A 14493-nucleotide genomic window follows, 5' to 3' on the forward strand; every position below is an offset into this window, starting at 1 on the left:
CGCCAAGGCGGCCCAGCCCCCCGGAAGGCTTCGGATGTCAGGGCCCCGAAACGGCCCCGGCTCTCCTAGACCAGCCCCGGACCCCGCACCGGGATGTGGGTGAACGTCGGTTCCGGGGCCGGGTTCTGGAAGAAGTCGTTGCCCTTGTCGTCCACCACGATGAACGCGGGGAAGTCCTCGACCTCGATCTTCCAGACCGCCTCCATGCCGAGCTCCTCGTACTCGACGACCTCGACCTTCTTGATGCAGTCCTGCGCCAGCCGCGCCGCCGGGCCGCCGATCGAGCCCAGGTAGAAGCCGCCGTGGCCGCCGCACGCGTCCGTGACCTGCTTGCTGCGGTTGCCCTTGGCCAGCATGACCTTCGAGCCGCCCGCCGCCTGGAACTGCTCGACGTACGAGTCCATCCGGCCGGCCGTCGTCGGGCCGAAGGAGCCGGAGGCGTAGCCCTCGGGGGTCTTCGCCGGGCCGGCGTAGTAGACCGGGTGGTCCTTCAGGTACTGCGGCATCTCCTCGCCGGCGTCCAGCCGCTCCTTGATCTTGGCGTGCGCGATGTCGCGCGCCACGACCAGCGGGCCGGTGAGCGAGAGGCGGGTCTTGACCGGGTACTTCGTCAGCTCGGCGAGGATCTCGTCCATCGGCTGGTTGAGGTCGATCTTCACGACGTCGGAGGACTCGTCGAGGTGCTCGTCCGTCGTCTCCGGAAGGAAGCGCGCCGGGTCGGTCTCCAGCTGCTCGAGGAAGACGCCCTCGGCGGTGATCTTCGCGACGGCCTGGCGGTCGGCCGAGCAGGAGACGGCGATCGCGACGGGCAGCGAGGCGCCGTGGCGCGGCAGACGGACGACCCGGACGTCGTGGCAGAAGTACTTTCCGCCGAACTGCGCGCCGATGCCGATCTTCTGCGTCAGCTCGAAGACCTTGTCCTCCAGCTCCTTGTCCCGGAAGCCGTGGCCGAGCTCGGAGCCCTCGGCCGGCAGCTCGTCCAGGTAGTGGGCGGAGGCGTACTTCGCGGTCTTCAGCGCGAACTCGGCCGACGTGCCGCCGACGACGATCGCCAGGTGGTACGGCGGGCAGGCGGCCGTACCGAGCGAGCGGATCTTCTCCTCCAGGAACTTCATCATGCTCGCCTCGTTGAGCACGGCCTTCGTCTCCTGGTAGAGGAAGGACTTGTTGGCGGAGCCGCCGCCCTTGGCCATGAAGAGGAACTTGTACGCGCCGCCGTCCGTCGCGTACAGCTCGATCTGCGCGGGCAGGTTCGAGCCGGTGTTCTTCTCCTCCCACATGGTCAGCGGGGCCATCTGCGAGTACCGCAGGTTGAGCTTGGTGTACGCGTCGTAGATGCCGTGCGACAGGGCTTCCTCGTCGCCGCCCTGGGTGAGCACGTTCTGGCCGCGCTTGCCCATGACGATCGCGGTGCCGGTGTCCTGGCACATCGGGAGGACGCCCGCGGCGGCGATGTTCGCGTTCTTGAGGAGGTCGAGGGCGACGAACTTGTCGTTGCTCGACGCCTCCGGGTCGTCGATGATCCGGCGCAGCTGGGCCAGGTGGGCCGGGCGCAGGTAGTGCTGGATGTCGTGGATGGCCTCGGCGGCCAGCGTGCGCAGCGCCTCCGGCTCGACCTTGAGGAACGTACGGCCGTCGGCCTCGAAGGTGGAGACACCTTCGGAGGTCACCAGGCGGTAGGGCGTGGTGTCCTCTCCCAGCGGGAGCAGATCGGAGTACGCAAACTCTGGCATGACGGCAGCCATTCCTCACTCGGCAGACAGCAGCGCCACCTCCATTGGCGGCGCGCCTTCCAGCGTAGAGCGCGGCCGGGGGCCCGATCCTGTGAGGTAAGGCTCACTTGGAGCGCGGACCCTGCCGATGTGGAGCACGAGGCGCGTACGGCCTGGGGGACCTCACCCCAGCGGCGTCCGGTGCAGGGCGATCAGCAGGCGCCAGGTGCGGGCCGCGATCTCCTCCGGCGTCGCTTCGATCAGGCCGTGCAGCCAGTCCGCCAGCAGGCCCGCGAACGTCGCCGCCACCGCCGACGCCACGAGACCGGGCTCGGGGGCCCCGGCCAGTTCGCGCTCGCGGCGGCTGTAGGCGCGGAGCTCCCGGTGGAGCAGTTCGCCGAGCGGGCCGCCACCCCCGGGGCGCAGCAGGCCCCGGTAGAGCGGTGCGTGCGGGGCGACCTCGGCGAAGAAGGCGGGCAGGGCGGCCGGCGGGGCGTCCGGGGCCGGTGTGCCGCGCCAGGCGTGCAGGGCGTCGACCGCTTCCCTCACGACACCGGCGCAGGCGTCGACGGCGAGGGCCTGGAGGTCGGCGTAGTGCAGGTAGAACGTGGCCCGGCCGATCCCGGCCCGGCGGACCACCGCGGCGACCCCGACCTCGTCCAGGGGGCGTTCGGCGCACTCCTCCAGGAGGGCGGCGCGCAGCTTGGCGCGGGTACGGGCGGCGCGGGGGTCGGTGGTCGGGCTGGTCACCCCGCCCACAGTACGGCCGCCAGGGCGAGGGCCCCGGGCAGGGCCTGGACGAGCAGGATCCGGCGGTTGGCGGTGAGGCCCCCGTACACCCCGGCGATGACCACGCAGGAGAGGAAGAAGATCCGGACCCGGTACCCGGTGGGGTCGTCGGCGATCAGGCCCCACACCAGACCGGCGGAGAGGAAGCCGTTGTACAGGCCCTGGTTGGCGGCGAGGGGCGCCGTGGCGCGGGCCATGCCGGCGTCGAAACCGGACAGTTCGCGCCCGGGTCGGCGCTCCCAGAGGAACATCTCCAGAACCAGGATGTACGCGTGCAGGGCGGCGACCAGGCCGACGGCGACGTTCGCAAGAATGTTGGACATGTGTCCAGAATACATGGACAGGTGTCCAGGAGTGGCGACTCTCGGTCGTGCCCCCTAGTCGCGATCTATCGCGTTTCGCTACGCTGGCGTCGTGGACCTCGAAAAGCAGCCCCAGAAGCCGGTCGCTCCCGCCGAGCCTGCTCCCGCTCCGCCGGCGCCCGCCGCGCCGGGGGGCTCACTGCGCGCCTCGGACGCCGACCGGGACCGGATCGCGGACATCCTCCGCGACGCTCTGGCCGAGGGGCGGCTCGACGCCGAGGAGCACTCGGAGCGGATCGACGCGGTCTACCGCGCCAAGACCGTCGGCGAGCTGGAGCCGATCGTCCGCGACCTCCCCGCCGGTTCCGGCGTCCGCCGCGAGCCCGAGCACTCCTACTCGTACGGCCCCGACGACGCCTCGGGCCCCGCCGACAACCTGATCGCCGTCTTCTCCAGCACCACCCGCAAGGGCCGCTGGCGGGTGGGCCGCAGGACCAACGCCTTCGCGCTCTTCGGCAACATCGAGATCGACCTGACCGAGGCGCTCTTCGCCCAGCGGCTGACCACCATCAACGCCACGTCGATCTTCGGCAACGTCGAGGTGCGGGTCCCGGAGAACATCAGCCTGCGCGGCAACGGCACCGGGGTCTTCGGCAACTTCGAGGTCGTGAACCTGGAGGCCGCCGACCCGCAGGCCCCGGTCGTCGTGATCAACGGCTACTCGGTCTTCGGCAACGTCGAGGCGAAGCCCAAGCGCGGCAAGTGGATCACCGACCTCCAGGAGCGGCTCCGCAAGCACCTCGGCCACTGATCCGCTGGGGGATCACCTCGGCCGCTGATCGGCTCGGGGAGCGCCCTCGGCGCTGATCCGCGCCGGGAGCACCTCGGCCGCTGACCGGATCCGCGGGTGCCGCTGACCGGAATTCGCTCCTGACGTTCCGCACTCCGGAACTCGGCGGCACGCAGTGCATAGGCGTGCGCACAGCGGGTAGGGCTGGTGCATCGTCTCTCGCTCGCGAAGCCGTCGTCAGGAGTAGACCGTGCTGCAACTGCCGCATCAGCCCCTCCAGGTCGCCGCCGTGCCGTCCCAGCGCGCCCCCGCGCGGGAGGACGAGGCCGGCCCCTGGCACACGGAGGCGGTGTGCCGCCGGGACGAAGCCGGGCTGTTCTTCGCCCCCTCCAAGGAGCCGACCGCCGCCAGACTGTCACGTGAGGAGGCCGCCAAGCAGGTCTGTGCCCGCTGTCCCGTCATGGTCGAGTGCCGGGAGCATGCACTGCTCCAGCCGGAGCCGTACGGAGTCTGGGGCGGACTGACGGCGGCCGAGCGCCGTGTCGTCCTCGCCCGGCGCCGGCGCCGCGAGGTGGAGCTCAAGAAGGCGGCGGCGGCGGACCGGATCGCCGCGGCGGGCTGACGGCTCGCCGGCTTCCGGCTCCGGGTCGAGGCCCGGGGCCGACTGCTCGGGCTTCCGGCCCAGGTCCCAGGATCACGCTCCCGGATCAGACTCGTGGCTCAAGCTCCCGGATCAGGCTCGCGGCTTCCTGTCGTACGGGAAGGGGCGCCCCCACCGCACATGGGGGCGCCCCTCTTCGTACCCCGGCCGCTCGTCGCGGCGGTTGCTCCGCTACTTCGCCCGGTCGAAGTCGATCTTGCTGTAGGCGCGCAGCTTCGACAGCCGGTGCGTGGAGTCGATCTGCCGGATCGTGCCGGACTTCGACCGCATCACCAGCGACGAGGTGGTCGCGGTCTCCGAGCGGTAGCGGACGCCGCGCAGCAGCTCGCCGTCGGTGATGCCGGTGGCGACGAAGAACACGTTGTCGCCGCTGACCAGGTCGTTCGTGGACAGCACGCGGTCCAGGTCGTGCCCCGCGTCGATCGCCTTCTGGCGCTCGGCTTCGTCCTTGGGCCACAGCTTGCCCTGGATGACACCGCCGAGACACTTGATGGCGCAGGCCGAGATGATGCCCTCGGGGGTGCCGCCGATGCCGAGGAGCAGGTCGACGCCGGTGCCCTCGCGGACGGCCATGATCGAGCCGGCGACGTCGCCGTCGGTGATGAACTTGATCCGGGCGCCGGTCTCGCGGATCTCCTTGACGATGCCCTCGTGGCGCGGGCGGTCCAGGATCACGACCGTGACGTCCTCGGGGGACATGTTCTTGGCCTTGGCGACCCGACGGATGTTGACCGAGACGGGCGCGTTGATGTCGACGAAGTCGGCGGCCTCGGGGCCGGTGACCAGCTTGTCCATGTAGAAGACCGCGGACGGGTCGAACATGGTGCCGCGGTCGGCGGCGGCCAGGACGGCGATCGCGTTCGGCATGCCCTTGGCGTTGAGCGTGGTGCCGTCGATCGGGTCCACGGCGATGTCCACCTCGGCGCCGGTCCCGTCACCGACCCGCTCGCCGTTGAACAGCATGGGGGCTTCGTCCTTCTCGCCCTCGCCGATGACGACGACGCCGTTCATCGAGACGGTGGAGATCAGCGTCCGCATCGCATTGACCGCGGCGCCGTCCGCGCCGATCTTGTCACCGCGCCCGACCCAGCGGCCGGCTGCCATGGCGGCGGCCTCGGTCACCCGGACGAGCTCCAGGGCGAGGTTGCGGTCAGGGGCCTCGGGGGAGACCTCAAGCTCGGACGGCAGGGAATGCTCGGTCATCGGAGCGCACCTTTCTGTACGGCGACGGCCGGAATAAAGAGGGTGCTGCGACTCTATCGGTACGTCGACAAATTGAGCAGAGGGGCCCACGTATGAGCACAACACCATGATGCGACCATGGGGGGCGTGGCAGGTATGCGAGGCAGGCAGACGGTACGCGGGATGTTCCAGTCCCTCGGCGTGATCATGGTCGCCGCGGGCGTGATGTATCTCTTCATCCCGCACGACGAGGACGCGAACCCGGTCCAGGCGAAGGACTACCGGGTCGAGCTCCTGACGGCACAGCGGGCGGCGCCGTACGCGGTGCTGGCTCCCGAGGGGCTCGGTGAGGACTGGAAGGCGACCGTGGTCTCGTACAAGCGCGAGCAGCACGACGCCTGGCAGCTGGGCTTCCTCGACCCGGACACCCAGTACGTGGCGATCCACCAGTCGACGGAGGAGCCGAAGCAGTACGTCCCCGACGTCACCCAGCAGGCCACGGACTCCGGGAAGACCCAGACGGTCGCCGGTCAGGTCTGGCAGCGCTGGGAGGGGCCGAAGTACGACGCCCTGGTCCGCACGGAAGGCGGCGCCACGACGGTCGTGACCGGGACGGCCTCGTTCGAGCGGCTCGCCGAGATGGCGGGCGCGCTGCAGTCCAAGAAGGCGTAGACGTACGGCTCGGAAACGGGCTGGAACACGGGCCGGCTCCGATGTGGGCCCCGGAAACGCGGGAACCCCCGGACTCCATGAGTCCGGGGGTTCTGCCGTACGCCGTACGGGTCAGACGGTGGTGACGACCTCGTCGAAGGCCAGGCGCGGGGAGCGGGGGAACCAGGCGTCCTCGCCGGGCTTGCCGATGTTGATCACCATCAGCGGGGTGTGGTCGTCGTCCAGGAACTCCTTCTGGACGCCGGCGAAGTCGAGGCCGGTCATCGGGCCTGCGGCCAGGCCGGCGGCACGGACGCCGATGATGAAGTACGCGGCCTGGAGGGCCGAGTTCAGGAGCGCGGCGCTCTCGCGGGCCGGGCGCTCGGAGAAGAACATGTCCTTGGCCTGCGGGAAGTGCGGGAGCAGGGCCGGGAGCTCCTCGTGGAACTCGTTGTCGGCGGACAGGATCGCGACCAGCGGGGCACCGGCGGTCTTGGGCTGGTTGCCCTCGGCCATGTGCTTGACCAGGCGCTCGCGGGCCTCGGGGGAGCGGACCAGGGTGATGCGCAGCGGGGTCTGGTTGAAGGCGGTGGGGCCGTACTTCACCAGGTCGTAGATCGCCTGGACCTGCTCGTCGGTCACCGGCTCGTCGGTGAAGGTGTTGGCGGTGCGGGCCTCACGGAAGAGGAGGTCCTGGGCGGCGGGGTCAAGAGCGAGGGACATGCTGCGTACCTTCCGAACTGCTGCGGGGTCTAGCGATGTCCTCACCGTACGACGCTGATTGGTTAACTTTCAACTAATCTATGCGGATAGTGATCCGCTTCACATCGTCGTGTGTCCGAAGCCACCGGAACTCCGAGGCGCGGGGCGCTCCCGAAGCCGCGGCCTTCGGAGCCGCTACTCGGCGGCGTCCTCGGTCTCGTCGTCCTCGGAAGAGGACATCGCGGCGTCGAGCCGTGCTCGCGCGCCTTCCAGCCAACGCCGGCAGACCTTCGCCAATTCCTCTCCACGCTCCCAGAGCGCGAGCGACTCCTCCAGGGTCGTTCCGCCCGTCTCCAGACGTCGAACGACCTCGATCAGCTCGTCGCGTGCCTGCTCGTATCCGAGCGCCTCTTCCGTGGTGGCTGCCATGGAAACCACCCTATGCGTCCGGTCCGACAACGCGCCGCACCGCGAACTCGCCCGCAGCGACCCTGGCCCGCAGCTCCTCGTCCACCGCGACCTCCTCCGGGGATCGCACGACCGAACCGTCCGCCCGCTGGAGCACGGCGTACCCACGCTCCATCGTCGCGGCGGGCGACAGGGCCCGGACCCGCGCCCGGGTGTGCGCGAGCTCCGAGTCGGCCCGGTCGAGCAGATGCCCGAGCGTCCGCCGGCTGCGGGCCAGCAGCGCGTCGAGCTCGTCCTCGCGCAGCTCCACCATCCGTTGCGGATGCTCCATGACCGGCCGTGCCAGCGCGTGCGCGAGTCCGCGCTCCTCCCGGTCGAGCAGCCCCTGTACGGTCCGCAGCGCCCGGTCCCGCAGGCCCTGCACCCGGTCCAGCTCCTCGCCGACGTCCGGCACGACCTTCTTGGCGGCGTCGGTCGGCGTGGAGGCGCGCAGGTCGGCGACGAGGTCGAGCAGCGGCGAGTCCGGCTCGTGGCCGATCGCGGAGACCACCGGCGTACGGCAGTCGGCGACCGCCCGGACCAGCTGCTCGTCCGAGAACGGCAGCAGGTCCTCCACGCTGCCGCCGCCCCGGGCCACGATGATCACGTCCACCCCGTCATGGGCGTCGAGCTCCTTGACGGCCTGGACGACCTGGGGCACGGCCTTCACACCCTGCACGGCGACGTTACGGACCTCGAAGCGGACGGCGGGCCAGCGGCGCCGCGCGTTCTCCAGGACGTCCCGCTCGGCGGCCGAGGCGCGTCCGACGACGAGGCCGACGAGCTGGGGAAGGAACGGCAGGGGCTTCTTGCGGTCGAGCGCGAAGAGGCCCTCGGCGCCCAGGCTCCGCTTGAGCTGCTCCAGGCGGGCCAGCAGCTCCCCGATGCCGACGGGCTTGATCTCCACCGCCCGCAGGGACAGCTGCCCGCGCGGTGCGTACCACTCGGGCTTCGCATGGACGACGACCCGGGCGCCCTCGGAGACGACGTCGGCGACGGCGTCGAACACCTGGCGGTAGCAGGTCACGCCGATGGAGATGTCGTACGACGGATCCCGCAGCGTCAGGAAGACGACTCCGGCCCCGGGGCGCCGGGACAACTGCGTGATCTGCCCTTCGACCCACACGGCACCGAGCCGGTCGATCCACCCCCCGATCAGCCGGGAGACCTCCCCGACGGGCAGCGGCGCTTCGGCGGACGTATTGAGACCCATGCGGCCGAGACTAGCGGCGGACACGGACAATCCGTTGAGGGCGTACGTTCCGCAAGGGCGGTGGGGCACCCCCGGACGGAGTCCGGGGTGGGTGGGCTAACCCAGGGGTCACCGCACGCGCGTTGTCCCCTGCATCGCGAGCACCACCAGACCCACCCCCAGCCAGATCACGCCCACCACCTGCGCCGACACCGACGCCTCCACGATCACCGCGATCAGGATCGCCGCCCCCACCACCGGCATGGCCACATGCCACAACCAGTGCGGCGGCCCCTCCATGCGGCGCACCGCGAACCACCCCACCACGCTCGCGTGCAGCAGCACGAAGGCCGTCAGCGCCCCGATGTCGACCACCGACACCAGGTGGTCGAGACCGTCGTCGCGCTGGGCCGCCCACACCGCCGCCACCATCGTCACCGTCGCGGCGAACAGCAGCGCCATCCGCGGTACGCCCGAGTCCGTACGGGCCAGGAGATGCGGCAGCCGGCGGTCCCGGGCCATCGCGAAGAGCAGCCTGCCTGCCGCCGCCTGCCCGGCGAGCGCCGCGAACGCCGCGCCGATCGCCTTCGACACCGCCACCAGGTCGTGCAGCCACGTCCCCACGGACACGTCCACCGCGTCGTAGAACGCCGAACCCTGCTTCTCCGGGTCCGCCGCCAGCTCCGCCGAGGAGAGCGGTTCGAGGAGCGCCACCAGGTAGGTCTGGGCCACGAACAGCACGCCCGCCAGCGCCAGACAGAACAGCACCGCCCGCGCCACCTTCTCCGACCCTCCGGTGACCTCCTCGGCGAACGACGCGATCGCGTCGAAGCCGAGGTACGAGAGGACGGCGACCGACACCGCGCCCATCACGGCCGCCATCGAGAACGTCCCGTCCCCGCCCAGCGGCGACCACCAGTCCCGCCGCGCACCGTCCTGGACGAGGGCGACCACCGACGACACCACGAAGGTCAGTAGCACCACGATCTCCATGGCGAGCACCGCGAAGCCGACCCGCGCGGCCGCCCGTACCCCCCAGAGATTGAGCAGCGTCGTGACGACCACCGCGATCGCGGTCCACACCCACCGGTCCACCTCCGGGACCAGCGCCTCCATCGCGATGCCGGCGAAGAGGTACGCCACGGCCGGGATCAGCATGTAGTCGAGCAACGCCATCCACCCGGCGACGAACCCCGGCCCCTCGCCCAGGCCCTTGCGGGCGTACGTGAAGACCGAGCCGGCCTGCGGGGCGACCCGCACCATCTGGGCGTAACTGAAAGCGGTGAATGCCATCGCGACGGTGGCGACGATGTAGACGAGCGCCACCGCGCCGTGCGATTTGGCGTCGAGGGTGCCGAAGACGCCGACGGGGGCCATGGGCGCGATGAAGAGCAGCCCGTAGACGACAAGGTCGCGGAACCCGAGAGTTCGCCGCAGTCCGGTGTGCCCCGCCACCTGTGCTTCCTCGGCCATGCGCCCCAGTCTCGGCCACGGTCTCGATCAGTCGCCGCACCGACGCGGCCGTAGCCGGCCGCGCCATCACACGGCCTTACGATGGGACGCATGACTGCTACGCCCGCGTCGACGCCCGAGACCGCGACCACGACGAACCGCCCGAAGCGTGTCCTGCTCGCCGCTCCCCGCGGCTACTGCGCGGGTGTGGACCGTGCCGTGATCGCCGTGGAGAAGGCCCTCGAGCAGTACGGCGCCCCGATCTACGTTCGCCACGAGATCGTGCACAACAAGTACGTCGTCCAGACGCTGGAGCGGAAGGGTGCCATCTTCGTCGACCAGGCGACCGAGGTGCCGCCGGGCAACATCGTCATGTTCTCCGCGCACGGCGTCGCCCCGACCGTGCACGAGGAGGCCCGCGAGGGCCGCCTGAAGACCATCGACGCGACCTGCCCGCTGGTCACGAAGGTGCACAAGGAAGCGGTCCGGTTCGCCAACGAGGACTTCGACATCCTCCTGATCGGCCACGAGGGCCACGAGGAGGTCATCGGCACCTCCGGCGAGGCCCCCGACCACATCCAGCTCGTCGACGGTCCCGGCGACGTGGCCAAGGTCGAGGTCCGCGACCCGTCGAGGGTCGTCTGGCTCTCCCAGACCACGCTCTCGGTCGACGAGACGATGGAGACGGTGGACGCGCTGAAGGAGAAGTTCCCGCAGCTGATCTCCCCGCCGTCCGACGACATCTGCTACGCCACACAGAACCGGCAGCTGGCCATCAAGGAGCTCGCCGGCCAGGCCGATCTGGTGATCGTGGTCGGCTCGAAGAACTCCTCGAACTCGATCCGCATGGTCGAGGTCGCCAAGCAGGCCGGCGTGCCCGCCGCGTACCTGGTCGACTTCGCCAGCGAGATCGACGAGGCGTGGCTCGAGGGCGTCACCTCGGTCGGCCTGTCGTCGGGCGCCTCGGTCCCGGACGTCCTGGTCCAGGAGGTCCTCGCCTGGCTCACCGAGCGTGGCTACGCGGACGTGGAGATCGTCAAGACGGCCGACGAGTCGCTGACCTTCTCGCTCCCGAAGGAGCTCCGGAACAAGGACCTGCGCGCCGAGGCGGCGAAGCTCGTACAGGAGTAGGACACACCCCGCCGAGGGGTGGCGTCCGAGGAGTAACTCCCGGCCACAGCCCTTACCGTGGGGTCCATGAACGTCTTCGGAGTGGACATCGGCGGCTCGGGCATCAAGGGCGCTCCGGTGGACCTGGAGCGCGGTGAACTGGCCGAGCCCCGTCACAAGGTACTGACCCCGCATCCCGCCACACCCGAAGGTGTGGCGGGATGCGTCGTCGAGGTCGTGGAGAACTTCGGCTGGTCGGGTCCGGTCGGGGTGACCTTCCCGGGTGTCGTGACCGGCTCCACGATCCGTACGGCCGCGAACGTCGACAAGTCCTGGATCGACGTCGACGCGGGCCGGCTGATCGGCGAACGCCTGGGTGGGCTCCCGGTGACGATCCTCAACGACGCGGACGCGGCCGGTGTGGCCGAGATGACCTTCGGCGCGGGCCGGGGCCGCAAGGGCACGGTGATCCTGCTGACGCTCGGTACGGGCATCGGCTCCGCGCTCTTCGTGGACGGCCGGCTCGTGCCGAACACGGAGCTGGGCCACCTGGAGCTGAAGGGCCACGACGCGGAGAAGCGGGCGTCGACGAAGGCCAAGGAGGACGAGGAGCTCAGCTGGGAGCACTGGGCGACGCGACGCGTGCGGAAGTACCTGGCCCATGTGGAGATGCTGTTCTCGCCGGAGCTGTTCATCATCGGCGGGGGAGTGAGCCGGAAGGCGGACAAGTTCCTGCCGCTGATCGAGGGCATCAGGGCGGAGATCGTTCCGGCCGAGCTGGAGAACAACGCGGGCATCGTGGGCGCGGCGATGGCGGCGCGGGCGGGGTAGGGCTCGCGCGCGAGGGGCGGGGCCGGGGGCTGCAGGGGGAGCGGGGACTTGCGGGGGTCCGGGACCGGCGGGGCGGGCCGGGAGCGTGGCCGGGCTCCGGCCTACGGGCGGCGGACCCGTTGGGGTGCGCGGGTGGCGAGGCGCTGGCGGCGGGCCATGTGCCGTACCTTCCGGACGCAGGTGATGAGACCGGCGACGAGGGTGCCGCCGTACAGCCACCCGGCCTGTACGGCGAGGGCGGTGACGACGGCCATGGCCTGTCCGCCAAAGCCCCCGGTGCCGCCCGCGATCGGCACGACACCGACCGCGAAGGCGATCGGCACGCTGATGGGGGCGGTGACGAGGTCGGCGGTGCGGACCCAGAGCGCGGTCAGGGCGCTGACCGGCAGGAACAGCAGGCCGTAGGCGAGCGGGGAGCCGTCGAGGAGCAGCTGGTCGAGGAGGCCGAGCAGCAGCATGGTGGCGGAGGCGAAGAGCCCGGCGCCGAGGCCGGTCAGCCTCGGGTTGGGCAGCCGTCGCAGCGCGAGGACGACGGGCGGCACTGGCCGGCGCACGGGCACGGCCCGCTCGACCCGGCCGCTGCCGGGGCCGCCGGGACGGGCGGCGACGCGGTAGACGGCGGCGCCCTCCACGAGCGCGCCGGGCGGCGTGAGAGGCGTTTGGGGCCGTCGGCGGCCTTGAGGCTGACTTGTCCGTTGCTGCTCCACTACACCAACGTAGGTCGGGAAGGGGCGCAGGGACGGTCCAGGACACGCCCTTTGGGTGACGTTGCCGTCGAGATCGGCCGAAGGTCGGCGTCGCAGGCCGGTTCGGACCCCCCGTAAACTGGGGGATCGGCCCACCACCGCACCCCCATCCGTACTCCAGGAAGTCGCCACCGTGTCGCTCACGATCGGAATCGTCGGTCTGCCGAATGTCGGCAAGTCGACCCTGTTCAACGCCCTGACCAAGAACGACGTCCTGGCGGCCAACTACCCGTTCGCCACGATCGAGCCGAACGTCGGCGTCGTCGGTGTCCCCGACCCCCGCCTGACGAAGTTGGCGGAGATCTTCAGCTCGCAGCGGGTCCTCCCGGCGACGGTCGACTTCGTCGACATCGCGGGCATCGTCCGCGGCGCGAGCGAGGGTGAGGGCCTGGGCAACAAGTTCCTGGCGAACATCCGTGAGTCGGACGCGATCTGCCAGGTCATCCGCGCCTTCAAGGACGAGAACGTCGTGCACGTCGACGGCAAGGTCTCGCCGAAGGACGACATCGAGACGATCAACACCGAGCTGATCCTCGCCGACCTGCAGACGATCGAGAAGGTCCTGCCGCGGCTGGCGAAGGAAGCCCGCATCAAGAAGGACGTGGCCCCGAAGGTCGCGGCGGTCGAGGCGGCGAAGGAGATCCTGGAGCGGGGCGACACGCTCTTCTCGCAGGGCATCCTCCAGGGCTCGGACAAGGCCGAGCTCCTGCACGACCTGCACCTCCTCACCACGAAGCCGTTCCTCTACGTCTTCAACGTCGACGAGGACGAGCTGACCGACGACTCCTTCAAGGACGAGCAGCGCGCGCTGGTCGCCCCGGCGGAGGCGATCTTCCTCAACGCCAAGCTGGAGCAGGACCTCGCCGAGCTGGACGAGGAGGACGCCATGGAGCTCCTCCAGTCCGTCGGCGCGGAGGAGCCGGGCCTCGCGATCCTGGCCCGCGTCGGCTTCGACACCCTGGGCCTCCAGACGTACCTGACGGCCGGCCCGAAGGAATCCCGCGCCTGGACGATCAAGAAGGGCGCGACGGCCCCGGAGGCGGCCGGTGTGATCCACACCGACTTCCAGAAGGGCTTCATCAAGGCCGAGGTCATCTCCTTCGCCGACCTCGTGGAAACGGGCTCGGTGGCCGACGCCCGCTCGGCCGGCAAGGCCCGCATGGAGGGCAAGGAGTACGTCATGCAGGACGGCGACGTGGTGGAGTTCCGCTTCAACGTTTAATTGAAGCTTCAATCATTTCTCTTGTGGAATCTCGCAAAGGGCTCGCCTGATTGGGCGAGCCCTTTGCGTGGTCCTGAGTCGCTTGCGGAGTCGGTGTGCCCTCGACAGGACTCGTACCCAAGGGGTGGTCGTGTGCTCCCGCCGGCGCCGCCCCAACTCGTTGGTCGGGAAGGCGGTGCTCAGCTGGCGGGGCGCGGGCTGGTTGACGCGTTTGTTGGCTCCTCGCACCAATGAGCCTGACCTTCGGAGAAGTGCAACCGCGTTCTGCGTGGCATTCCCTGCCCTCCCGAAGGCCTCACGAAAGGTGAGTGGCGGCTCCGCAACGGCATCCGACAGAAGCACGCCGCCTTCTGCTGGCAGCGCAAAGAGCTTCTGGAGCACTACGGGGCGACGGTCCGAGGTCTGGGTCCGTCTCCTCGGCGCCGGCTCTGATCAAGGTCATGGCGATGTGTTGCTGTGCGGAAGGGCGGGCTGGCTGCGCTCAGTTGCCTCGATGTGACGCTGTGGACTGCCCCAGAGGGTTCCTCGGGAAGGTGTTCAGGGAGACGACGGCCGCACACGGTCACTCAGCATGATCGATGGTGGAAGCTCTCGAGGCCCTGGAGCGCCAGGGCCGGGGCAATTGGCAGTGCCCCTCAATGCGCTTCCGGTGCCCGGCGGCCAAGTATTCCGACAGAGCCGCAGACGCAACCGGAGCGGCCTAA

General features: G+C 70.2%; 15 protein-coding genes. 6 read left to right on the plus strand and 9 right to left on the minus strand.

What is annotated here, in order from left to right; translation table 11 throughout:
• Positions 1-65 precede the first annotated feature (65 nt).
• From ACFQ7Q_RS25305 to ACFQ7Q_RS25315, 3 genes are all read right to left on the minus strand, one after another.
• On the minus strand, positions 66-1733 hold the full coding sequence (locus ACFQ7Q_RS25305) for a fumarate hydratase (RefSeq protein ID WP_383558986.1): 1668 nt from the start codon (positions 1731-1733) through the stop codon (positions 66-68).
• Between the two features lie 162 nt (positions 1734-1895).
• A complete protein-coding gene (locus ACFQ7Q_RS25310; RefSeq protein WP_383558988.1) occupies positions 1896-2462 on the minus strand; it encodes a TetR/AcrR family transcriptional regulator in 567 nt (188 codons plus the stop codon).
• The gene (locus tag ACFQ7Q_RS25315; protein WP_383558990.1) at positions 2459-2824 is read right to left on the minus strand and encodes a DUF1304 domain-containing protein; all 366 of its coding nucleotides are present in this window, start codon (positions 2822-2824) and stop codon (positions 2459-2461) included. Before ACFQ7Q_RS25315 ends, ACFQ7Q_RS25310 begins: the two co-directional genes overlap by 4 nt.
• A gap of 91 nt (positions 2825-2915) precedes the next feature.
• Here ACFQ7Q_RS25315 and ACFQ7Q_RS25320 point away from each other — a divergent pair, with 91 nt between their 5' ends.
• Together ACFQ7Q_RS25320 and ACFQ7Q_RS25325 are read left to right on the plus strand one after the other, a co-directional pair.
• Positions 2916-3614, plus strand: a complete 699-nt coding sequence (locus ACFQ7Q_RS25320; protein ID WP_383558992.1) for a DUF1707 domain-containing protein — start codon at positions 2916-2918, stop codon at positions 3612-3614.
• Positions 3615-3843: 229 nt separating this feature from the next.
• A complete protein-coding gene (locus tag ACFQ7Q_RS25325) occupies positions 3844-4215 on the plus strand; it encodes a WhiB family transcriptional regulator (RefSeq protein ID WP_383558994.1) in 372 nt (123 codons plus the stop codon).
• Positions 4216-4425: 210 nt separating this feature from the next.
• On the opposite strand, the gene glpX is transcribed toward ACFQ7Q_RS25325, so the two are convergent.
• A complete protein-coding gene (glpX, locus tag ACFQ7Q_RS25330; RefSeq protein ID WP_383558995.1) occupies positions 4426-5457 on the minus strand; it encodes a class II fructose-bisphosphatase in 1032 nt (343 codons plus the stop codon).
• Positions 5458-5574: 117 nt separating this feature from the next.
• On the opposite strand from glpX, the gene ACFQ7Q_RS25335 reads away from it, so the two are divergent.
• Entirely contained in the window at positions 5575-6108 is a 534-nt protein-coding gene (locus tag ACFQ7Q_RS25335) for a DUF4245 domain-containing protein (RefSeq protein ID WP_383558997.1), read from the plus strand.
• Positions 6109-6219: 111 nt separating this feature from the next.
• Here ACFQ7Q_RS25335 and ACFQ7Q_RS25340 read toward each other — a convergent pair whose 3' ends face one another.
• The 4 genes from ACFQ7Q_RS25340 to ACFQ7Q_RS25355 form a co-directional block, all read right to left on the minus strand.
• Positions 6220-6810, minus strand: a complete 591-nt coding sequence (locus ACFQ7Q_RS25340) for a malonic semialdehyde reductase (RefSeq protein WP_383558999.1) — start codon at positions 6808-6810, stop codon at positions 6220-6222.
• 174 nt (positions 6811-6984) lie between these two features.
• Complete coding sequence (locus ACFQ7Q_RS25345; RefSeq protein ID WP_362364016.1) at positions 6985-7218, minus strand: exodeoxyribonuclease VII small subunit; 234 nt, start codon at positions 7216-7218, stop codon at positions 6985-6987.
• A gap of 10 nt (positions 7219-7228) precedes the next feature.
• On the minus strand, positions 7229-8449 hold the full coding sequence (gene xseA, locus ACFQ7Q_RS25350) for an exodeoxyribonuclease VII large subunit (RefSeq protein WP_383559001.1): 1221 nt from the start codon (positions 8447-8449) through the stop codon (positions 7229-7231).
• Positions 8450-8557: 108 nt separating this feature from the next.
• Positions 8558-9901 carry an APC family permease gene (locus tag ACFQ7Q_RS25355; RefSeq protein WP_383559004.1) on the minus strand — a complete coding sequence of 448 codons (1344 nt, stop codon included), beginning with the start codon at positions 9899-9901 and terminating at the stop codon, positions 8558-8560.
• An 81-nt stretch (positions 9902-9982) separates the two neighbouring features.
• Between ACFQ7Q_RS25355 and ACFQ7Q_RS25360 the strand changes: the two genes are divergently transcribed.
• Positions 9983-11011, plus strand: a complete 1029-nt coding sequence (locus ACFQ7Q_RS25360) for a 4-hydroxy-3-methylbut-2-enyl diphosphate reductase (protein WP_383559005.1) — start codon at positions 9983-9985, stop codon at positions 11009-11011.
• 66 nt (positions 11012-11077) lie between these two features.
• Positions 11078-11821 carry a polyphosphate--glucose phosphotransferase gene (gene ppgK / locus ACFQ7Q_RS25365; protein ID WP_383559007.1) on the plus strand — a complete coding sequence of 248 codons (744 nt, stop codon included), beginning with the start codon at positions 11078-11080 and terminating at the stop codon, positions 11819-11821.
• A gap of 101 nt (positions 11822-11922) precedes the next feature.
• Here the strand turns inward: ppgK and ACFQ7Q_RS25370 are convergent, their stop codons facing one another.
• Complete coding sequence (locus ACFQ7Q_RS25370) at positions 11923-12528, minus strand: DUF6542 domain-containing protein (protein WP_383559009.1); 606 nt, start codon at positions 12526-12528, stop codon at positions 11923-11925.
• Between the two features lie 172 nt (positions 12529-12700).
• Here ACFQ7Q_RS25370 and ychF point away from each other — a divergent pair, with 172 nt between their 5' ends.
• Positions 12701-13789: a redox-regulated ATPase YchF gene (gene ychF, locus ACFQ7Q_RS25375; RefSeq protein WP_383559011.1), complete on the plus strand. Its 1089-nt coding sequence runs from the start codon at positions 12701-12703 to the stop codon at positions 13787-13789.
• Positions 13790-14493: the final 704 nt, after the last annotated feature.

It is taken from the genome of Streptomyces sp. NPDC056527, assembly GCF_042794475.1.
Lineage (GTDB): Bacteria > Actinomycetota > Actinomycetes > Streptomycetales > Streptomycetaceae > Streptomyces.